The sequence below is a fragment of the Mesorhizobium sp. KR9-304 genome, from assembly GCF_040049215.1.
Taxonomy (GTDB): domain Bacteria; phylum Pseudomonadota; class Alphaproteobacteria; order Rhizobiales; family Rhizobiaceae; genus Mesorhizobium_K.
The window spans coordinates 55967-74185 of the sequence record NZ_JBDZDN010000007.1; the positions used below are offsets into that span (position 1 = coordinate 55967).

The following is an 18219-nucleotide window of genomic DNA, read 5'->3' on the forward strand; positions in this document are numbered from 1 at the left end:
ACAATCCTCGGGAAAGTGGCATCCGTTCATCCGAAAATCGAGGGATTCGCATGCGCGCGATACGAATTGGAATTGTCTTGCTCGGCGCCTGGCTCGCCGCAGCCTGCGTACTGCCAGCCACGATGGCGGCAGCGCAGGAAGGCGAAGGGCTGAGCGACGTTCTGTCCGACCTGCTTCGCGGTTCGGAAGGCGCCGGCCCGACGGCCGGCCCAGACCGGCGCATCCCTTTCGGCCGGGAAGAAATCCAGCTCTCTTTCGCGCCGCTGGTCAAGGCCAGCGCGCCAGCGGTCGTCAACGTCTACGCATCCAAGAAACCGCGGGAAGTCCGGTCCCCCTTCGAGGGCGATCCCTTCTTCGAGCAGTTTTTCGGCAGGCAGATGCGGCCTCGGGCGCAGAATTCGCTGGGCTCGGGCGTGATCGTCGACGCGAGTGGCCTCGTGGTGACCAACTTCCATGTCATCCGCGGCGCGGACGAGGTGAAAGTCGCGATGTCCGACGGGCGCGAATTCGCCAGCAAGGTGCTTCTCAAGGACGAGTCGCTCGATCTCGCCGTCTTGAAGATCGACGCGCCCGAGCCGTTTCCTGTCGTGGCGATCGGCGATTCCGACGCGCTGGAAGTCGGCGATTTGGTGCTTGCGGTCGGCAATCCGTTCGGCGTCGGCCAGACGACGACCAGCGGCATAGTCTCGGCGCTCGCGCGCAGCCATGTCGGCGTCTCCGACTTCGGCTTCTTCATCCAGACGGACGCGGCGATCAACCCTGGCAATTCGGGCGGCGCGCTGATCAACATGGCCGGCCAGCTCGTCGGCATCAATACGGCGATCTTCAGCCGCAGCGGCGGCTCGATCGGCATCGGCTTCGCTATTCCCTCGAACATGGTGCGCGCGGTGACGCAGGCGGCAGCCGGCGGCAGCGACTTTTTCGAGCGGCCCTATCTCGGCGCCGACTTCGAAGAGGTGACGGCGCAGATCGCGGAGTCGCTGGGCATGGCGCGGCCGACAGGCGCGCTGGTGTCGTCGGTGGCCAAGGATGGCCCGGCGGCCAAGGCCGGGCTCAAGCCCGGCGACGTGGTGCTGACGTTGAACGGCGCTGATATCGAGCATGTCGACGCGCTCAGCTACCGGCTGGCGACGCAGTCTATCGGGACGACCGCCGAGCTCATGGTGCTTTCGCAGGGAGATGAGAAGTCGGTCGGCGTCGACCTCATCCGTGCGCCCGAGGGGGCGAGTGTGGCCGAGGTCACGATCCGCGGCCGCAGCCCCTTCGCGGGCGCGAAGTTCGCGGAACTGTCGCCGTGGCTGGCGCAGCGCCTCGGCCTCGACGCCGACATCAAGGGCGTCGCGGTTGTCGACATCGACGGCAGTTCGCCGGCCGCGCGCTTCGGCTTCCAGCCGCGCGACATCGTGCGCGAGGTGAATGGCGAGGAGATCGACACCGCCGAGAAGCTGAAGCAGGTCGCGGAGACGGAGTCGCGCTGGTGGCGCTTCACCGTCGAGCGCGACGGCAAGCTGCTGCGGCAGACGCTCAGGTACTGATGGCGGACCTCTTCGGCGCAGGCGAACCCAACAAGGCGCCGACCGCGGCGCCGCTCGCAGACCGGCTGCGCCCCAAGACGCTCGCCGAAGTCGTCGGCCAGGAGCACTTGACCGGCGAGGACGGCGCGCTGACGCGGCTTATCCGCTCCGGCTCGCTCGGCTCCATGATCTTCTGGGGGCCGCCGGGCACCGGAAAGACGACGGTGGCGCGGCTGCTCGCCGGCGAGACAAAGCTCGCCTTCGAGCAGATCTCTGCGATCTTCTCCGGCGTCGCCGACCTGAAGAAGGTGTTCGAGGCCGCGAGATTGCGCCGCCAGAACGGACGCCAGACGCTGCTCTTCGTCGACGAGATACACCGCTTCAACCGTGCCCAGCAGGACAGCTTCCTGCCGGTGATGGAGGATGGAACCGTCATCCTCGTCGGCGCAACGACGGAAAACCCGTCCTTCGAGCTCAACGCAGCGCTTCTGTCGCGCGCGCGGGTGATGACCTTCCACACGCTGGGCGAAGAGAGCCTGGAAAAACTGCTCGCCCGAGCCGAGGAGGCCGAAGGCGTTCCGCTGCCGCTCGACGAAGAGGCGAGGGCGGTGCTGCTGCGCATGGCCGACGGCGACGGGCGCGCCGCGCTGACGCTGGCCGAAGAGGTATGGCGCGCGGCAAAACCCGGCGAGGTGTTCGACGCCGAGGCGCTGCAGCACATCGTGCAGCGGCGTGCGCCGGTCTACGACAAGGGCCAGGACGGCCACTACAATTTGATCTCGGCGCTGCATAAAGCGGTGCGCGGGTCGGACCCGGACGCGGCGCTCTACTACCTCGCGCGCATGCTCGACGCCGGCGAGAATCCTCTCTATCTCGGCCGGCGGCTGGTGCGCATGGCGACCGAGGACATCGGGCTTGCCGATCCGCAGGCGCTGGTGATCGCCAATGCGGCCAAGGACGCCTACGACTATCTCGGCTCGCCGGAAGGCGAACTGGCGCTGGCGGAGGCCTGCGTCTACATGGCGACCGCGCCGAAGTCGAACGCGGTATACACCGCCTTCGGCGCGGCGAAGCGCGCGGCCAAGGAATACGGCTCGCTGCTGCCGCCGAAGCACATCCTCAACGCGCCGACCAAGCTGATGAAGGAAGAGGACTACGCCAAGGGCTATCTCTACGACCACGACCAGCCGGACGCATTTTCGGGGCAGGACTATTTCCCCGAAAAGATGGGCCGCCACACCTTCTACGACCCGCCCGAGCGCGGCTTCGAGCGGGAAATCAGAAAACGCCTCGACTACTGGGCGAAGATCAGGCGCGAGCGGAGCGGGGGGTGATCCACGCAACCAGTGCAAGGACGTCGTCGACAGACCATTGATCGTCGGCGTGCTCGCCATACTTGCACGCCTCGATACGGCCGTCCGGCAGGACCAGGAAATCCGCAGGCAGTCGGTAGCGGCCGCCGGCCGGGTTGAGCGAGGGAGCGGGCCTGCGGCCTGACACGACGTCCGGAAGCGACTGCGCCACCGAGCGCGCGATGGTTGGCCAGGCGCGCCGGTCGAGCAGCGCCCGGCTGCCGCATTCCACGCCGAAGGCGCGATAAATCGCCTTGCCGGGATCGGCGACAATGTCGAACGGCAGGTCGGCGACGTGGGGAAACAGTTCCTCGGCCGACGAATGGAAGAACACGACTTCATGTACCGCGGCGGCGATCTCGGCTCTGCGCCGGGCGAAGCCTGCCAGATGCAGGGAGCAAACCGGACAGCCGGCGAAGCGGCGGAACTGGATGTGCGTCGGCAAGGCCGATCCGGCCACGTCGATGACCGCGCCGCTGACCGTGCGAAACCTCTCGACCGGAGCCCGGTCGCCGGGGGCAAGACGATGCGGGTCGCGCGCAGGGGTGGCCATGTTCGCGGTCCTCCAACTCAAGACGTTCGGCGGTTGGGCAACCGCAACAGCCGCACGACGAGCACCGCCGTCAGGACGGCAAGAGGGAATTGCGCGACGCCGGTTGCCTCGAAGATGAAATCGTTCGGCATTTCATAGGCAGCGCCGGAAAACAGCGTCCGTGCGGCCTCCTGGCCAAGGCCGAAATAGGCGATGTTTTTGACGACGTGGTTGTAGCCGCCTTCGTAGATGCCGAGTGCCGCGACCGGGAAGGCGAGTGCGATCAGCGATCCCGTCCAGGTCGCGGCAAGGCCGAGCCGGGAGCCGCGTCGCGACCAGCCAATGTAGTAGGCGAGCGCGATGGCCGCCCCGACGGGCGCCGAGATGTGGGCGATGTGCGAGCGCCAGGGCGTGTCGTAGATGACGGCGCCATAGACATGGTGCACCGATGTGAGCAGCAGGACGGAGAGCGCGGCGGCGCCGGCTCGGAGATAGGGGACCGGACTTGTGTCCCTCGCGGCAGTCAGGCTCATGGGCCACGCTCCAATTGACTTCGTAGCGGCGGCCTAACACGATACCGAACATGATGTTCGGTAAGTTTCCGGACTATTCGGCCTGAAATTCCGGAAACGGACGACGGCCGGCAGACGTGCGGAAAAATGCGAGCGCGACATGGCAATCGACCGAAGGGTGGCCCGCACCCGCACCGCTCTCTACGACGCTTTGGTCAGGCTCATCCGGGACCGGGACTATGATGCGATCAGCGTGGAGGACATTCTGCGCGAGGCGAATGTGGGGCGCTCGACGTTCTATGCCCACTTCACCTCCAAGGACGACCTTCTGAAGAACAGCCTCGAGCGGCTGAAGACGCTGCTGGTCGCCACCAGGGACCAGCATCGTTTGGCCACGCAAGAGGGCGCGCAGACCGAAGCCTGGGACGCCAGCCGCGCGCTCTTCGAGCATGTCCACGAATACACCGACATACAGCTTGCGCTTGCCGGCGGCCGCGGCGACGCCGTGCTGGGCGAAGCGCTCAGCGAGGTGCTGGCGGACGTGCTGCGGGACTCCTTGCCGGCCCAGACGGTCGAGGGCGTGCCGAGGGAACTCGCGATCCGGCACATCGTGGCGACCTTCTACACGATATTGCACTGGTGGGTGCGCGGCCGCCGCGATATCGCGCCTGTCGAGGCGGACCGGCTGTTCAAGACGCTGCTGGTCGACGGACTGCCGCCGGCATGGCGCGACGCGTTTGTCGCGTCATTCGGCGAGCCCGCGAACGACAGCGCGGCTGATGGGAACCGCACGACGCGAAACTAGACTAGCTCGCAGGAACTGTTTCAGCGCCGTTGCAGGAAAGCTGGAAAGCCGGCGTCCCAAGACATTCCCCGGTTACAGCACGACAAATACTTAGACCCGGAGCGTGGCCGAGAAGCCGGCGGCGCGATCGACCCTCTGCCGCTTCGCGCGAGGTCTTTGCGAAGCAGGCACGGTTCAACACGAAGGACGTTCGCAACTATGAACATCTCAAAAAGCACCTTGCCGCAGATGAACGGCGGCCTGTTCCTGACCGACGGCGGCATCGAGACGACCTTGATCTTCCATGATGGCTTCGACTTGCCATATTTCGCAGCCTTCGACCTGTTCAAGGACGAGAAGGGTACGCGCGCTCTGCGCCGCTATTTCGCCCGCCATGCATCGGTCGCGAAGAGGACCGGCGCCGGCTTCATCCTGGAAAGCGCCACTTGGCGCGCGAGCAAGGACTGGGCCGACAAGCTCGGCTATTCGGCGCCCGACCTGGAAGAGGCCAATCGCAGGGCGATCCGGCTCTTGCGCGACATCAAGGCCGAATACGAGACGCCCCGTTCGAAGATGGTGATCAGCGGCTGCGTAGGACCGCGCGGCGACGGCTACGACCCTGGCAAGGTCATGAGCCTAGAGGAGGCGCAGGCCTATCACTCGCAGCAGGTTCGCATCTTCGCCGACGAGAATGTCGACATGATCTCGGCGATCACGATGACCAATGTCAACGAAGCGCTCGGCATCGTCAGGGCCGCGCAGCAGGCTGAGCTGCCGGTGGTCATATCCTTCACCGTCGAGACCGACGGCAATCTGCCGACCGGCGACAGTCTCGGCAAGGCGATCGACATGGTCGACCGGGTGACCGGCAACGGTCCAGCCTACTACATGGTCAACTGCGCCCATCCGACCCACTACGAAACCCGGCTGCTGTCAGGCGAACCTTGGGTGGAGCGCATCGGCGGCATGCGGGCCAACGCGTCGCGGCTCAGCCATGCCGAACTCGACAATGCAACGGAATTGGATGATGGCGACCCGATTGAGTTCGGCCGTCAGTTCGCCGCGATCCGTTCGCGCCTGAAGCGGATGAACGTGCTCGGCGGCTGCTGCGGCACCGATCACCGCCACATCGAGCAGATCGCAATGAGCTGCATCGAGGCCAAGGCGGCGTAAGGCGCGCTCAACGTGAAATGCGGCGGCCGGGCAAGTTCCCGGCCGCCTTTTTTTATGGGATGATACACTCCCGGCGAGAGCGACGGCGTGTAGCGCCGCGTGCTGCCGGCGAGGTTTGACCATATGCATGATCCGACTGACCGGCTGGCCGAGGCGCGTGCCTTCTACGGGCGCTCGATGGCGGCCGCCAGCGGGTCCGGCGATCCGCGTATAGGCGAGGTTTTCGAAACGCTGCCGCGCGAGGCATTCCTGCCGACCGGCCCCTGGCACATGCTGGTCGCCCAGCAATATATCGAGACGCCAAGCGCCGATCCCGTCCATCTCTACCGCAACGCGCTCATCGCGCTCGATGTGGAACGCGGCATCAACAATGGCGAGCCGTTCCTGCATGCGGCCTGGATCGGAGCGGTCGCGCCGCGGCCGGGCGAAACGGTGATCCACATCGGCGCCGGCGGTGGCTACTATACGGCGGCCCTGGCGAGGTTGGTGGAACCCGGAGGCAAGGTCTTCGCCTACGAGATCGACGAGCGGCTGGCTGAGATGGCCAGGCGCAACCTTGCGCCTTATGGGAACGTGACGCTCATCCATGCCGATGCGGTGGAGGCTCGGCTGAAGCGCGCCGACATCATCTACGTCAATGCCGGCGTGGTCGCGCCGCCGGTCAGCTGGCTGAAGGCGCTGAAGCCAGGCGGGCGCATGATCTTCCCCTGGCGGCCGGCGCAGGAGATAGGCCTCGCGGTGCTGGCTACGCGGGCGCGCGCGGGCTTTGCCATACGCATCGTCGGCGGTTCCTGGTTCATCCCGTGCAGCGGCGCGTCGGACCGCGCCTTGAGCCTGAAGGCACCAAGCCCGCGGGAGGCACGGACGTCTCGTTCGATCGTGCTGACATCGGAGCGTGCGCCGGACGACACGGCGACAGCGATCTATCCGGAAGTGTGGTTTTCGTCGGAGGCGGTTAAAGGCAAAGAAACCGTAAGGGAAAGAATTCGCGCTATCCAATTAGCAGAATCCAAAGAATTGCCTGCCAAATAATCATGATGGCCAAGGCAAAAGAGGCGGCTCCTGCGACCGTGAACAATCCTGCAGTGCTGATATCGAAGAAGACGGGCGACTTGTGGCAGGACGATCGTCGAAATTGGTGCGCGTATTGCGGCGACTCGATCGATTTCGCTGCCAACAAAGCCGGCGCCGCAAATGCGACGCGCGACCATGTTTTTCCGAAATCGCACACAACCGGCGGCATCAAAATACCGGCTTGCCTTCCATGCAACAGGGCGCGCAAAGCGCAGAGCTTACCGGAGTTTCTGGCGTCGGCCTACTTTGATGCCGTCCGAAAGAAAAAGCCTGCGCGAGCTTGGCCCTTGCAGAACCTATGGCTTGTTCTGGCCTTTGCGGCTGTCGAGCAGGCGCGAAGGCATTCGGAAGAATGGCCAAGCAAGAAGCAAGGTCGAACTGAGCCCGGTTGACCGACCCCGCGGGCGCGGGCAATACACGGGTCATGTTCCATCTCTTTCTCGTCGCCGTCGGCGGCGCTGTCGGCGCCTCGCTTCGCCATCTCGTCAACCTCTCATCGCTCCGGCTGGTCGGGCCTGGCTTCCCCTGGGGCACGATGGCGGTCAACATCGTCGGCTCATTAGCGATGGGAGTTTTCATCGAGCTCCTTGCAAGACGGTTCAACGCATCGAACGAACTCAGGCTCTTCGTCGCCACCGGCATTCTCGGCGGCTTCACGACCTTCTCGGCCTTCTCGCTCGATTTCGCCGTGCTCTGGGAGCGCGGCGCAGCCCTTCCGGCGCTGGCCTATGCGATTGCAAGCGTCGTCGGCTCGATCGTCGCGCTGTTCCTCGGGCTGTGGCTTGCAAGAAGTGTTGGCTGATATCGGCGGCTGATGCTATTGCGCGCAGCTTGAAGGTTTAAGCGATGGCAGGCGTAGAGCAGATCACGGTCCAGGACGGCGAGGCGGGCATGCGGCTCGACCGCTGGTTCAAGGTCCACTATCCGGGCCTCGGCTTCGGTCACCTGCAGAAGCTGCTGCGCTCCGGCCAGGTCCGCGTCGACGGCGGACGGGTGAAGGCGGATTCACGCGTCGAGCCCGGCCAGACTGTGCGCATTCCGCCGCTTCCCATAGACAAGGCGGGTTCTGGCCCGCTGACGGCCAAGACCATCCGCAACCAGGACGACGGCGACGTCCTCCGGCAGATGCTGCTTTACGAGGACCCGAAGGTTTTCGTCTTCAACAAGCCGGCGGGGCTGGCGGTGCAGGGCGGTTCGGGCGTCGTGCGCCATGTCGACGACATGCTGGAGGCGTGGCGCAACAGCAAGGGCGAGAAGCCGCGGCTGGTGCACCGGCTGGACCGCGACACGTCGGGCGTTCTGGTCGTGGCGCGGACACGCCTCGCTGCCATGAAGCTCGCCGAGGCGTTTCGCGCGCGGGAGACGAAAAAGACCTATTGGGCGCTGGTCAAGGGCGTGCCGCCCAAGCGCGAGGACAAGATCTCCACCTGGCTGATCAAGGAGCAGACGCCCGACGGCGATAGGGTCCGCGTCGCCAAGCACGGAGAAAAGGGCGCCGATCACGCGGTTTCCTATTATCGCGTCCTCGAGCAGGCCGGGCAGACGCTGTCCTGGCTAGAAATGGAGCCTTATACCGGGCGGACGCACCAGTTGCGCGTCCATGCCGCTCATATCGGCTGCCCGATCATCGGCGATCCGAAATACTTCGAGCTCGACTCCAACTGGGACTTTCCAGGCGGCGTGCAGAACAGGCTGCATCTCCACGCGAGGCGCATCATCATTCCCCATCCGGACAAGGGTGTGATCGACGTCACCGCGCCGATGCCACCGCATATGCGCCAGAGCTGGAACCTTATCGGTTTCGACGATGCAAGCGGTGACCAGGAGTGAGCGCAATCGTCGCTGTGCAGCGGCGCGAAGCCGTCGACACGTTCGCCGTCGCCATGATGATCGCCCTCACCCTTTCGTGGGGCCTGAATGGGGTCGCGGCGAAGCTTTCGAACACTGGCTACAGCCCGGTGTTCCTGACTCTGGTGCGCTCGGCGCTTGGCGGCCTGCTGGTCTTTGTCTGGTGCCGGTGGCGTGGCATACACCTTTTCGAACGTGACGGGACATTGTGGCCCGGCATGCTGACCGGCCTGCTCTTCGCACTTGAATTCCTGCTGATCTTCGTCGGACTGGATTATACCTCGGTTGCGCGCAGCACGCTGCTCGTCAACACGATGCCGTTCTGGATGCTCGTCGGCGGCCACCTGTTCCTCGGCGAACGAATGACGGGGAGAAAGGTCGTCGGTCTTCTGCTCGCCTTCGGCGGCCTTGCGCTCATCTTCTCCGACAAGCTGAGCCGGCCGGGACCTGACGCGCTGATCGGCGACCTGATGAGCCTCGGCGCCGGTTTGGCCTGGGCTGCGACCTATGTGGTGATCAAGGGAACGAGGCTTGCGCATGCCGGCGCCGAAAAGCTGCTGCTCTACCAACTCGCCGTGGCTGCCATCGTTGCCGTGATCCTGCTGCCGTTCTGGGGACCGGCGATCCGCGACGCCAACGCTGTCGCGACATGGTCCTTGATCTTCCAGTCGGTCTATATCGTCGCGGTCACCTATGTGCTCTGGTTCTGGCTGGTGCGCCACTATCCGGCTTCGGGGCTCGCCAGCTTCACCTTCGTGACGCCGGCCTTCGGCGTGCTGTTTGCCGGACTGATCCTTGGCGAGCCGCTCGGAGTAACTATCTTCATTGCATTGCTGCTGATTGCGGGCGGGCTGGTCCTCGTCAACCGCGCGCCGCGACGGCCTATGGGACAATGATGCGCGACATCCTGAACGACCTCGAAACCGGCAGACTTCTCTCCGACCCGGACCCGGTGCGGCGCGCACAGTTGCAGATGCGCACGCCGACGCCGAAGCGTTTTTACAAGGATGTGGCGGTCGCGGCGGGAGAGGGCGGTTTCGTCGTCCAGCTTGATGGCAGGACCGTGAAGACCCCCGGCAAGGCGCTGCTGGCGCTGCCGACCGAGCGCGCCGCGCAACTGGTCGCCGACGAATTCGCCGCGCAGGGCGAGACGCTCGACCTCGCCTCGATGCCTGCCTACCGGCTTGTCAACACCGCGATAGACGGCGTCGCCAGCGATCCGCAGGCCGTGCTCGAAGATATTCTGCGCTTCTCCTCGTCCGACCTGCTTTGCTACCGCGCCGAGGGGCCGGACGCGCTGGTGCGCCGCCAGAACGAAGCATGGGACGCCGTCCTAGACTGGGCACGGGCCGCACTCGGCGCACGCCTTCTCCTCGCCGAGGGCGTCATCCATCTCGAACAGCCGCGCGAGGCGATCGCCGCCATCGGCGTTCATGTCGGCCAGCGCGCCGAGCCGCTGCGGCTTGCGGCGCTACATGTGATGACCAGCCTGACCGGCTCGGCGTTGCTCGCGCTCGCTGTCGACTTCGGCGAACTCGACGCCGAAACCGCCTGGGCCGCCGCGCATGTCGACGAGGATTTCCAGGCCGCGCAATGGGGCCAGGATTCAGAGGCGGTCGCGCGTCGCGCCAACCGCAAGCGCGACATGACGGCTGCCGCCGCGCTGATCGACGCGATCAGGAGCTAAATCGCCGGCCGGCCGATTTTGCCTGTTGACCTTCCATTTGGTGGAACCTCTAGACACATGTCACTGCCCGTGGCGAATGTGGGGGCTGGAACCGAAATAAGAAGGATTTCAACAGGATGAAACGGCTCTTTCACACGATTTCCATGGTTGCGCTGCTGGTCGCGGGGTCGACGGCGGTAACCGCTGCCGAGCATTCCGCGGGCTCAAAGGCGCTGGAAGCCGCAAACGGCGCCATGCACGAGGCGATGGCCGTCGAAACAACCGGCGACGTCGATGTCGACTTCATGCGCATGATGATTCCCCATCACCAGGGCGCGATCGACATGGCGAAAATCGTCATCGAGAACGGCACGGACCCCGAGGTCAGGAAACTTGCCGAGGAGATCGTCAAGGCCCAGGAGTCCGAGATCGCCTTCATGAGGGACTGGCTGGAGCGCAACGGCGCGGGGGAGGGCACGAGCGACCACAGCGCGCATTGATATACCGCCAAACGAAAAGCCCCGGCGTGTTTAGCCGGGGCTTCTATGGTAATCCGTCAAGCCAACCGGCGTCCGGGAAGTCGTCAGTTCTTCTTCCCGCGTCCAGCGTCCTCGATGGCGGCGTCATGATACCAACCGCTGCCGAAATCCGGCCTTTTGAGACGTAGTGCATCCGCCACTTCGGAAGCCATCGCCGACATGTCGCGGCGATAGCCCGCCGCCAACTGGGCCCTGGTGGGGAAGGCGAATATCTTCGCCGATTCGTGTTGAACCTTCGCAGTCATTGTTTTTGTCCTGTTGTGCTGCGTCTTTGCGATTCCAAGTATTCCCAAAGAGTAAGGTCTGCAGCAGTTTTATGCAATGTTCTGATCTAAAAATAATCAGATGACCAAATTTTAGGCATGCCCGCTGAATGCTGTAATAGGGGACAATTCGGTCGCGTTTCCTGCCCCCATCCCTTCGAAACGCCTGTTCATTGCATCCGTTCCTGACATCCGGTGCAGATGCCCATTTTTCGGTCAGATCTGCCCGCGCGTTTCGCGACGGCAACTCGCCTTGTTCGCGTCGAATGCTGCAGTGCGGAAAGTGGCACGTTAATTGCGTCTTAACCGTGGGGAGTCGGCCCCGGTGCGCCGAGCCGCAAAGCGCGTCCCCGAACGATTGCCAACTGGCTATGAGAGGCCCGAATGACAAAATACAAACTCGAGTACATCTGGTTGGACGGGTACTCCCCGGTTCCTAATCTCCGCGGCAAGACGCAGATCAAGGAATTCGATGCCTTCCCGACGCTCGAACAGCTGCCACTATGGGGCTTCGACGGCTCCTCGACGATGCAGGCGGAAGGCCGCAGCTCGGATTGCGTGCTGAAGCCAGTCGCGATCTACCCGGACCCGGCCCGTACGAACGGCGCCCTGGTCATGTGCGAAGTCATGCTGCCGGACGGCGTCACCCCGCACTCGACCAATGCGCGCGCCACCATCCTCGACGACGAGGGCGCGTGGTTCGGCTTCGAGCAGGAGTACTTCTTCTACAAGGACGGCCGCCCGCTTGGCTTCCCGACCGCCGGCTACCCCGCGCCGCAGGGCCCGTACTACACCGGCGTCGGCTACTCCAATGTCGGCGATGTCGCCCGCAAGATCGTCGAAGAGCACCTCGACCTCTGCCTCGAAGCCGGCATCAACCACGAAGGCATCAACGCCGAAGTGGCCAAGGGCCAGTGGGAATTCCAGATATTCGGCAAGGGCTCCAAGAAGGCTGCCGACGAGGTGTGGATGGCGCGCTACCTGCTGCAGCGCCTGACCGAGAAGTACGGCATCGACATCGAGTATCACTGCAAGCCGCTCGGCGACACCGACTGGAACGGTTCCGGCATGCACTGCAACTTCTCGACCAAATATATGCGCGAAGTCGGCGGCAAGGAGTATTTCGAAGCGCTGATGGCGGCCTTCGACAAGAACCTGATGGACCACATCGCCGTCTATGGGCCGGACAATGACAAGCGCCTGACCGGCAAGCACGAGACCGCGCCGTGGAACAAGTTCAGCTACGGCGTCGCCGACCGCGGCGCCTCGATCCGAGTGCCGCACTCCTTCGTCAACAACGGCTATAAGGGCTATCTGGAAGACCGTCGCCCGAACTCGCAGGGCGACCCCTACCAGATCGCATCGCAGGTTCTGAAGACGGTCGCGGAAGTGTCGACCGGCGAGGCAAAGAAGGCCGCCGCCTGATCGGCCGCTAGCCCACGCGGTACAATGCGAAAACCCCGGTGGCGTCGTCCACCGGGGTTTTTTCGTTGTCGTGCCGTTGCTCGCCGCGCCGGCTGTTACGCGGAAAAGCCGAGCGCGCGCAGGACGTTGGGCAACGCCGGAAGCGTCAGCAGAGCCACGCCTGCAACCCAGATCACTGTCGCGACTGCCGGGCGGGAAGCCGGAACCAGGCGTTCATAGAGCGCGGCCGGAACGCCGGCGACCATGATCGTCAGCGTCGACAGGATCAGGGCGCTGCACATGTAGACCACCTGGCTGTATGCCGGCGCCCATACGGGAAACCAGATCGGGTAGAGAATGAATACGACAAGCACCCAGGGCGAGAAGATGCCGTTGATAATGGCGATCGCCATCACCGGAACAAGCGCATTGCGATCCATGAGCATCAGCTCCCCTGTGCGACAGGCGCCAGCCCGTAGTTTATCAAGGCGACGAGATAAACCAGACGGATCAGCATGATCCAGAGCACGCCGAAGACTATGACCACCAAGCCTGTGAGGGCGTTCGGCGTCACGAAGCGGACGAGTTTTAGAATCGGGTCGGTGATTAGCTTGAAGGCGCGCCAGATGTAGTTGTCCCAGTTCTCCGGCACGAACAGTCCCAGCACCAGGCGCCCTAGCAAAGTGTACATGATCGCGGCGAGGATGAAGTTCGGTATGTGAAAATACCAGTAGGACCAGAAATCATTCATTCGGCAAAGACCTGGGGGATGACGCCCAAGCGGCCTTATGGGCCGCGTCGCGACGAAAAGAAAGCGGGGTCCGTCGCCGGACCCCGCCTGTTGTAAGAGTTAGACGATCAGGCCGTCTTTTCTTCCATGATCTGCTTGCCGCGCGGAACGCGGATTTCTTCGATCATGTCCTGCATTTCCTTGGACGGAGCCTTGGTCAGCAGGCTGACGACAACCATCACGATGAAGCCCACCGGAAGCCCGAAGGCGGCCGACGAGATGTTCTTCACACCCCACCACAGTTCCATGTTCGGCGTAGCCTTGTCGAAGTCGGCGCCGTACTGGGTCATGACGAGATAGAAGATCGTGATCCCGAAGCCGGCGATCATGCCGGCGATGGCGCCGGCCGACGTGGCCCGCTTCCACCACACGCCGAGCACCAGCGCGGGGAAGAGCCCGCCTGCCGCCAGCGAGAAGGCCCACGACACCATCGACAGGATGTCGGACGGCTTGGTCGACGCGACATAGGCGGCCAGCACCGCGACCATGACGAGCAGGATGCGCGACACGATGAGACGACGCGAGGTCGGGGCATTCTGGTCGATCATCTTGTAGTAGATGTCGTGGCTGAGCGCGTTGGCGATGGCCAGCAGCAGGCCATCCGCCGTCGACAGCGCGGCGGCGAGACCCCCGGCTGCGACGAGACCCGAGATGACATAGGGCATGCCAGCCATTTCCGGCGTGGAAAGCACGATCATGTCGGCGTTGAGGTTGATGTCGGCGAAGGACAGCGCAGTGATGCCCTTTTCGGCGCAGGCGGCCGCGATTGTAGCGGCATCGACCGCCGCCTTGCCGCAGATCTGCACCAGCGTGTTATCCGCCGCCGCCCAGCGCATCATCCAACCAGCCTTTTCGGCAATGTTGTCGGGTGTCAGGCCGGAAGCCACCAGGTCGAGCATGGTCCACTTGGCGAACGCCGCATAAGCCGGCGCGGTAAAGTAGAGCATGAAGATGAACAGCAGCGACCAGGCGACCGAAACGCGCGCCTCACGCACCGACGGGGTGGTGAAATAACGCATCAGCACATGCGGCAGCGATGCCGTGCCGACCATCAGGCAGAGGATGAGAAGGAAGAAGTTCTTGGCATCGTAGCCGCCATGCGCGAACGGCGTGGCGTGTCCGACGGTTATGCCTTGCGCGACCTCGAGAGCGCCGATGTTCTGCAGCGCCTGTCCGTACATGATCTGCGGGATCGGCACGCCGGTCTTCACAGTCGACATCCAGATGACGGGGATGAGGTAGGCGATGATCAGCACGATGTATTGTGCGACCTGCGTCCAGGTGACGGCGCGCATGCCCCCGAGCATGGAACAGACCAGGATGCCGGCGAGGCCGACATAGACCGCGACGTTGAAGTCGATGCCGAGGAAGCGGGCGGAGATCAGCCCGGTGCCGAAGATCTGCGCGACCACATAGGTGAACGAGCAGGAGAACAGCACAACGACGCCGATAAAGCGGGCGAGGTTGCCGCCATAACGCGCCGACAGGAAGTCGGGGACCGTGTAGGCGCCGAACTTGCGCAGATAGGGCGCGACCAGGATGGCGACGAGCACGTAGCCGCCGGTCCAGCCGAGCACGAAGCCAAGACCGTCGTAGCCGAGGATGTAAAGAGAACCCGCCATGCCGATGAACGAGGCGGCGGACATCCAGTCGGCGCCCGTCGCCATGCCGTTGTAGATGGCAGGAACCCGCCGGCCAGCGACGTAGTATTCGCCGACGTGCATGGTGCGGCTCAGAATGCCGATCACCGCGTAGATGACGATGGTGAAGCCCATGAAGAGGTAGCCGATGATGACGTTCGGCACGCCCATCGCGCTCAGGATCGCCATCAATATGATAAAGGCGATGAAGCCGCCGGTGTAGATGCCGTAGATGCGGCCTAGATTGGAGGTGAAATCGCCTCCACTTGTTGTCGCGCTAGCCATATCCATCCCCCCATCAATCTTCAGCGACGCCATGCTCTTCGTCGATTGCGTTCTGCTTGCGTGCAAACCAGAACAGCATGACGACGAAGGCAATGAGCGAGCCCTGCGCGGCCATGTAGAAGCCGAGCGGGAAGCCGAGAATAACGATGTTGTTCAGAGCACCCACGAAAAAGTGTACGACGTATCCGAAGAACACCCACAGGGCCAACATGATGTACATGAGCCTTCGGGTGTCATTCCAATAACTTACACGATCTGGCGTAGCCATCCCGCTTGTCCTCCCTCCCTGAGAGCCAAGCTGTCGCCTCCAACAGCCGGGCCCGGTTTCTTCCGGCCAGCCAAGGGCTGCCGGACCTCCTCCATCGCGCACCGAATGTGTGACACACGGACTCGACAGTGACGTTTCGTAACATTTGTAGCCACTGTTTGTTCATACAACTTTAGAATCGCTCGTTGGCCGTGGGGGACGTCTGGTGAAGTTCGTGACGGCGCAGTAGACTCCAGCCCGCAGGAACGTTGGAGGCTGGCCTTTGGGGCTACTCGATACCATTACGGCTGGCTTGTTCGGCAAGGCTGAATCGATCGCCGACGCTTCCGCGTTGGCCGATTTCATGGATTCGCGTGCGGCATTCATGGCGCAGAAATGCGTGGTCGAATTCTGCCGCGTGCGGTCAGGCGTATACTGGCAGAAGCTTTTCAGCGAGAAGGAATTCCAGGCCGAACTGACCAAATCGCGATGGCTGAGCTATCCGCCTGCCTATGCGATGGTGGCGGAAATGGCCGAAGGCGTACTGCGTCCCGCGGCCGGCATCCGGCAGCGCAAGCTTCCGGGCGTCCTTGCCAATCTCGCGAGGCAGACCTTCTCGGGATACAAGGTGCCGGACGGGACAACTGACGATTTCTGGACCGCGGCCGCGGAATTGGTCGAGGCAAGATTGGAAGCGACACAATCCGGCCCGCCGCGGCCCGTGCGCATGATCCCCAAACCGACTGCACGGCTGATTTTCAATGCGCTGCCGATGCACAAGGACATCGTGACCAACGACTACGACTACATCTTCAACAATCTGCGCATGAATCTTCTGCGCGCGCATGAGGACCTGCTTCAGGCGGGCGACCTCGTGGCCATCGCCGACGATCTGCTCGGCGAAAGATGATTTGCGGAAGACGGCGCAAGCATATTCCGGCGCTTAGACTCCAGAAGGCGTCCCGAGGAGCCGTGTATATGATCGAGGACGCGCGTGCCGCACCGGCGCTGCGTGGCGGCTGGCGATAAGGCGCTCGATGGCTTGATCTCTCACGTTGTGTAAAAAAACGGGCCGCGCCGCGAGACGCCGCCTTTTTATTGCTTCACAAGTGCCTCCGAAGCGCTTAAGCCGCCCGCCGCAACAGGGCCAAGACAATGAAAAACGTGGATCGCAAGGCTGCACTCGCCGCATACAAGGAGATCAAGGTCGAGGCTGGCGTGTTCGCCGTGAAGAGTTTGCCGACCGGACAGGTGTGGCTCGGAAGCGCGCCCAATCTCGACAAGGTCCAGAACCGCATCTGGTTCTCGCTGCGCAACAGCGGCTATCCCGGACGCTCGCTTCAGAAGGCTTGGGACGAGGGGGACGCCAGCGATTTCATCTTTGAGGTCGTGGACCGGATTGACGAGGAGGCCAACGCCTACTTCCGCGCTGCAGAGATCAAGAAGCGCCTCGCCGAATGGCGCCAGAGGCTGAACGACGAACTGATCTGAGCGTCAGCCCGGGAATCGGCTAGACTGCGCCAACCCACTCCCGCGAGTCTCTGTAACAGAGTCGTTGTTCGCGCCGGCGTCGTTTCGCAACAGCGCTCCCCCATAAGGCACTTCGGGCGTCGGCTATGGGCCGCTGCCCGCGAGGGGCTGCGGCTGAGGAGCATGCCATGATCGAAGACGATCTCGGGCGCATCGAATACGACGAATACGGATCGGGTCCGACGCTGGTGTTGGTGCCCGGGTCCTGCAGCACGGGGGCAGCATGGCGGCCGGTGATGAAGGCCCTCGACGGCAAATTCCGCTGCGTGACGACGAGCCTGCTCGGCTACGGCGCGACCGCCGAACGCCGGACCGAGGCCGATCCTTCCGTCTTGCGCGAGGCGGAAATGCTGGAGGCCGTGATCGGCAGGGCTGGCGGCGACGTGCATCTCGCAGGCCATTCCTTCGGCGGTGCGGTGGCGCTGATCGTGGCCATGCGCAAGCGTGTCCGCCTTGCCAGCCTGACGGTGCTTGAGGCGCCGCTGCCGGCGCTGCTGCGTCATTGCAGAGAGGATGCGCATTACCGTTCTTTCCGCGACATGACCGACGCCTATTTCGCGGCCTATGGCAGCGGTGACCGCGAGGCGATCAGGTCGATGATCGACTTCTACGGCGGCGAGGGGACTTACCGTTCCTGGCCGGAGCGCGTGCGCGCCTATGCCGTCGAGACGACGCCGGTCAACATGCTCGACTGGGCCTGCGCCTACGACTACGAATTGTCCCCGGAGGTGCTGGCGACCATCGACGTGCCCGTCGCCGTGGCTGTCGGTGCTAGCAGCCACCCGGCAATCTGCCGCGCCAACGGTCTCGTCGCGATGGCCATTAAGGACGCGACATTCAACGCGATAGGCGGCGCCGCGCACTTCATGATATCGACCCATCCGGCCTCGGTCGCCGAGTTGATCGCCGCCAATGTGCGCCGATCGGAAAACCCCGATGAAGGCCGCATGCGCGTTGCGGCGCATGTCGGCGGCGGATGCGATCAGGCCGGCGCCTGCTGCCGGTGAACCCGCCGGGGCCGCGATGCCGCCAAATTCACACGTTCTCTAAATTAGAGAGTGATGAT

At 63.7% G+C, this 18219-nt stretch carries 22 protein-coding genes; 15 read left to right on the forward strand and 7 right to left on the reverse strand.

Annotation, left to right across the window (positions count from 1 at the left end; all coding sequences use genetic code 11):
- Positions 1-50 precede the first annotated feature (50 nt).
- Complete coding sequence (locus ABLE71_RS24355) at positions 51-1535, forward strand: DegQ family serine endoprotease (protein WP_348786072.1); 1485 nt, start codon at positions 51-53, stop codon at positions 1533-1535.
- Positions 1535-2848: a replication-associated recombination protein A gene (locus ABLE71_RS24360; RefSeq protein WP_348786073.1), complete on the forward strand. Its 1314-nt coding sequence runs from the start codon at positions 1535-1537 to the stop codon at positions 2846-2848. The genes ABLE71_RS24355 and ABLE71_RS24360 overlap by 1 nt, the downstream gene beginning before the upstream one ends.
- Here the strand turns inward: ABLE71_RS24360 and ABLE71_RS24365 are convergent.
- Positions 2823-3419: a hypothetical protein gene (locus ABLE71_RS24365; protein WP_348786074.1), complete on the reverse strand. Its 597-nt coding sequence runs from the start codon at positions 3417-3419 to the stop codon at positions 2823-2825. The genes ABLE71_RS24360 and ABLE71_RS24365 overlap by 26 nt on opposite strands.
- Before the next feature lie 17 nt (positions 3420-3436).
- Positions 3437-3931 carry a hypothetical protein gene (locus ABLE71_RS24370; RefSeq protein WP_348786075.1) on the reverse strand — a complete coding sequence of 165 codons (495 nt, stop codon included), beginning with the start codon at positions 3929-3931 and terminating at the stop codon, positions 3437-3439.
- A 139-nt stretch (positions 3932-4070) separates the two neighbouring features.
- On the opposite strand from ABLE71_RS24370, the gene ABLE71_RS24375 reads away from it, so the two are divergent.
- The 9 genes from ABLE71_RS24375 (at position 4071) to ABLE71_RS24415 (ending at position 10955) form a co-directional block, all read left to right on the forward strand.
- The gene (locus ABLE71_RS24375) at positions 4071-4715 is read left to right on the forward strand and encodes a helix-turn-helix domain-containing protein (protein ID WP_348786076.1); all 645 of its coding nucleotides are present in this window, start codon (positions 4071-4073) and stop codon (positions 4713-4715) included.
- A gap of 198 nt (positions 4716-4913) precedes the next feature.
- The gene (locus tag ABLE71_RS24380; RefSeq protein ID WP_348786077.1) at positions 4914-5867 is read left to right on the forward strand and encodes a homocysteine S-methyltransferase family protein; all 954 of its coding nucleotides are present in this window, start codon (positions 4914-4916) and stop codon (positions 5865-5867) included.
- Positions 5868-5990: 123 nt separating this feature from the next.
- A complete protein-coding gene (locus ABLE71_RS24385; RefSeq protein ID WP_348786078.1) occupies positions 5991-6899 on the forward strand; it encodes an rRNA adenine N-6-methyltransferase family protein in 909 nt (302 codons plus the stop codon).
- A 2-nt stretch (positions 6900-6901) separates the two neighbouring features.
- Entirely contained in the window at positions 6902-7333 is a 432-nt protein-coding gene (locus ABLE71_RS24390) for a hypothetical protein (RefSeq protein WP_348786079.1), read from the forward strand.
- A 32-nt stretch (positions 7334-7365) separates the two neighbouring features.
- Positions 7366-7743 (forward strand): fluoride efflux transporter CrcB, encoded by a 378-nt coding sequence (gene crcB / locus ABLE71_RS24395; RefSeq protein WP_348786183.1) that lies wholly within the window; start codon positions 7366-7368, stop codon positions 7741-7743.
- Between the two features lie 44 nt (positions 7744-7787).
- Positions 7788-8771, forward strand: a complete 984-nt coding sequence (locus tag ABLE71_RS24400; RefSeq protein WP_348786080.1) for an RluA family pseudouridine synthase — start codon at positions 7788-7790, stop codon at positions 8769-8771.
- Positions 8768-9685 carry a DMT family transporter gene (locus tag ABLE71_RS24405; protein ID WP_348786081.1) on the forward strand — a complete coding sequence of 306 codons (918 nt, stop codon included), beginning with the start codon at positions 8768-8770 and terminating at the stop codon, positions 9683-9685. The genes ABLE71_RS24400 and ABLE71_RS24405 overlap by 4 nt, the downstream gene beginning before the upstream one ends.
- Positions 9685-10476 (forward strand): ATP12 family protein, encoded by a 792-nt coding sequence (locus ABLE71_RS24410; RefSeq protein WP_348786082.1) that lies wholly within the window; start codon positions 9685-9687, stop codon positions 10474-10476. Before ABLE71_RS24405 ends, ABLE71_RS24410 begins: the two co-directional genes overlap by 1 nt.
- Before the next feature lie 143 nt (positions 10477-10619).
- On the forward strand, positions 10620-10955 hold the full coding sequence (locus ABLE71_RS24415; protein WP_348786184.1) for a DUF305 domain-containing protein: 336 nt from the start codon (positions 10620-10622) through the stop codon (positions 10953-10955).
- Positions 10956-11038: 83 nt separating this feature from the next.
- Here the strand turns inward: ABLE71_RS24415 and ABLE71_RS24420 are convergent, their stop codons facing one another.
- On the reverse strand, positions 11039-11239 hold the full coding sequence (locus tag ABLE71_RS24420; RefSeq protein WP_348786083.1) for a DUF2735 domain-containing protein: 201 nt from the start codon (positions 11237-11239) through the stop codon (positions 11039-11041).
- 402 nt (positions 11240-11641) lie between these two features.
- Here ABLE71_RS24420 and ABLE71_RS24425 point away from each other — a divergent pair, with 402 nt between their 5' ends.
- Positions 11642-12682: a glutamine synthetase beta-grasp domain-containing protein gene (locus ABLE71_RS24425; protein WP_348786084.1), complete on the forward strand. Its 1041-nt coding sequence runs from the start codon at positions 11642-11644 to the stop codon at positions 12680-12682.
- Between the two features lie 95 nt (positions 12683-12777).
- Here ABLE71_RS24425 and ABLE71_RS24430 read toward each other — a convergent pair whose 3' ends face one another.
- From ABLE71_RS24430 to ABLE71_RS24445, 4 genes are all read right to left on the reverse strand, one after another.
- Positions 12778-13107, reverse strand: a complete 330-nt coding sequence (locus tag ABLE71_RS24430; protein WP_348786085.1) for a hypothetical protein — start codon at positions 13105-13107, stop codon at positions 12778-12780.
- Complete coding sequence (locus ABLE71_RS24435) at positions 13107-13412, reverse strand: hypothetical protein (protein ID WP_348786086.1); 306 nt, start codon at positions 13410-13412, stop codon at positions 13107-13109. Before ABLE71_RS24435 ends, ABLE71_RS24430 begins: the two co-directional genes overlap by 1 nt.
- A 107-nt stretch (positions 13413-13519) precedes the next feature.
- Positions 13520-15376 carry a sodium:solute symporter family protein gene (locus ABLE71_RS24440; protein WP_348786087.1) on the reverse strand — a complete coding sequence of 619 codons (1857 nt, stop codon included), beginning with the start codon at positions 15374-15376 and terminating at the stop codon, positions 13520-13522.
- A gap of 13 nt (positions 15377-15389) precedes the next feature.
- Positions 15390-15644 carry a DUF4212 domain-containing protein gene (locus ABLE71_RS24445; RefSeq protein ID WP_348786088.1) on the reverse strand — a complete coding sequence of 85 codons (255 nt, stop codon included), beginning with the start codon at positions 15642-15644 and terminating at the stop codon, positions 15390-15392.
- A gap of 262 nt (positions 15645-15906) precedes the next feature.
- On the opposite strand from ABLE71_RS24445, the gene ABLE71_RS24450 reads away from it, so the two are divergent.
- The 3 genes from ABLE71_RS24450 (at position 15907) to ABLE71_RS24460 (ending at position 18160) form a co-directional block, all read left to right on the forward strand.
- Entirely contained in the window at positions 15907-16533 is a 627-nt protein-coding gene (locus tag ABLE71_RS24450; protein WP_348786089.1) for a hypothetical protein, read from the forward strand.
- A gap of 245 nt (positions 16534-16778) precedes the next feature.
- Positions 16779-17114, forward strand: coding sequence for a GIY-YIG nuclease family protein (locus tag ABLE71_RS24455; protein WP_348786090.1), 336 nt, complete (start codon positions 16779-16781; stop codon positions 17112-17114).
- A gap of 167 nt (positions 17115-17281) precedes the next feature.
- Positions 17282-18160: an alpha/beta hydrolase gene (locus ABLE71_RS24460; protein ID WP_348786091.1), complete on the forward strand. Its 879-nt coding sequence runs from the start codon at positions 17282-17284 to the stop codon at positions 18158-18160.
- Positions 18161-18219 lie beyond the last annotated feature (59 nt).

What these genes read in the sequence shown, in the direction of transcription:
- ABLE71_RS24360 (WP_348786073.1), top strand. Translation starts at nt 1,535, where the DNA reads ATGGCGGACCTCTTCGGCGCAGGCGAACCCAACAAGGCGCCGACCGCG.
- ABLE71_RS24420 (WP_348786083.1), bottom strand. Translation starts at nt 11,239, where the DNA reads ATGACTGCGAAGGTTCAACACGAATCGGCGAAGATATTCGCCTTCCCC.
- ABLE71_RS24415 (WP_348786184.1), top strand. Translation starts at nt 10,620, where the DNA reads ATGGTTGCGCTGCTGGTCGCGGGGTCGACGGCGGTAACCGCTGCCGAG.
- ABLE71_RS24435 (WP_348786086.1), bottom strand. Translation starts at nt 13,412, where the DNA reads ATGAATGATTTCTGGTCCTACTGGTATTTTCACATACCGAACTTCATC.
- ABLE71_RS24390 (WP_348786079.1), top strand. Translation starts at nt 6,902, where the DNA reads ATGATGGCCAAGGCAAAAGAGGCGGCTCCTGCGACCGTGAACAATCCT.
- ABLE71_RS24445 (WP_348786088.1), bottom strand. Translation starts at nt 15,644, where the DNA reads ATGGCTACGCCAGATCGTGTAAGTTATTGGAATGACACCCGAAGGCTC.
- ABLE71_RS24380 (WP_348786077.1), top strand. Translation starts at nt 4,914, where the DNA reads ATGAACATCTCAAAAAGCACCTTGCCGCAGATGAACGGCGGCCTGTTC.
- ABLE71_RS24440 (WP_348786087.1), bottom strand. Translation starts at nt 15,376, where the DNA reads ATGGCTAGCGCGACAACAAGTGGAGGCGATTTCACCTCCAATCTAGGC.
- crcB (WP_348786183.1), top strand. Translation starts at nt 7,366, where the DNA reads ATGTTCCATCTCTTTCTCGTCGCCGTCGGCGGCGCTGTCGGCGCCTCG.
- ABLE71_RS24455 (WP_348786090.1), top strand. Translation starts at nt 16,779, where the DNA reads ATGAAAAACGTGGATCGCAAGGCTGCACTCGCCGCATACAAGGAGATC.
- ABLE71_RS24410 (WP_348786082.1), top strand. Translation starts at nt 9,685, where the DNA reads ATGCGCGACATCCTGAACGACCTCGAAACCGGCAGACTTCTCTCCGAC.
- ABLE71_RS24460 (WP_348786091.1), top strand. Translation starts at nt 17,282, where the DNA reads ATGATCGAAGACGATCTCGGGCGCATCGAATACGACGAATACGGATCG.
- ABLE71_RS24355 (WP_348786072.1), top strand. Translation starts at nt 51, where the DNA reads ATGCGCGCGATACGAATTGGAATTGTCTTGCTCGGCGCCTGGCTCGCC.
- ABLE71_RS24385 (WP_348786078.1), top strand. Translation starts at nt 5,991, where the DNA reads ATGCATGATCCGACTGACCGGCTGGCCGAGGCGCGTGCCTTCTACGGG.
- ABLE71_RS24430 (WP_348786085.1), bottom strand. Translation starts at nt 13,107, where the DNA reads ATGCTCATGGATCGCAATGCGCTTGTTCCGGTGATGGCGATCGCCATT.
- ABLE71_RS24370 (WP_348786075.1), bottom strand. Translation starts at nt 3,931, where the DNA reads ATGAGCCTGACTGCCGCGAGGGACACAAGTCCGGTCCCCTATCTCCGA.
- ABLE71_RS24375 (WP_348786076.1), top strand. Translation starts at nt 4,071, where the DNA reads ATGGCAATCGACCGAAGGGTGGCCCGCACCCGCACCGCTCTCTACGAC.
- ABLE71_RS24365 (WP_348786074.1), bottom strand. Translation starts at nt 3,419, where the DNA reads ATGGCCACCCCTGCGCGCGACCCGCATCGTCTTGCCCCCGGCGACCGG.
- ABLE71_RS24400 (WP_348786080.1), top strand. Translation starts at nt 7,788, where the DNA reads ATGGCAGGCGTAGAGCAGATCACGGTCCAGGACGGCGAGGCGGGCATG.
- ABLE71_RS24425 (WP_348786084.1), top strand. Translation starts at nt 11,642, where the DNA reads ATGACAAAATACAAACTCGAGTACATCTGGTTGGACGGGTACTCCCCG.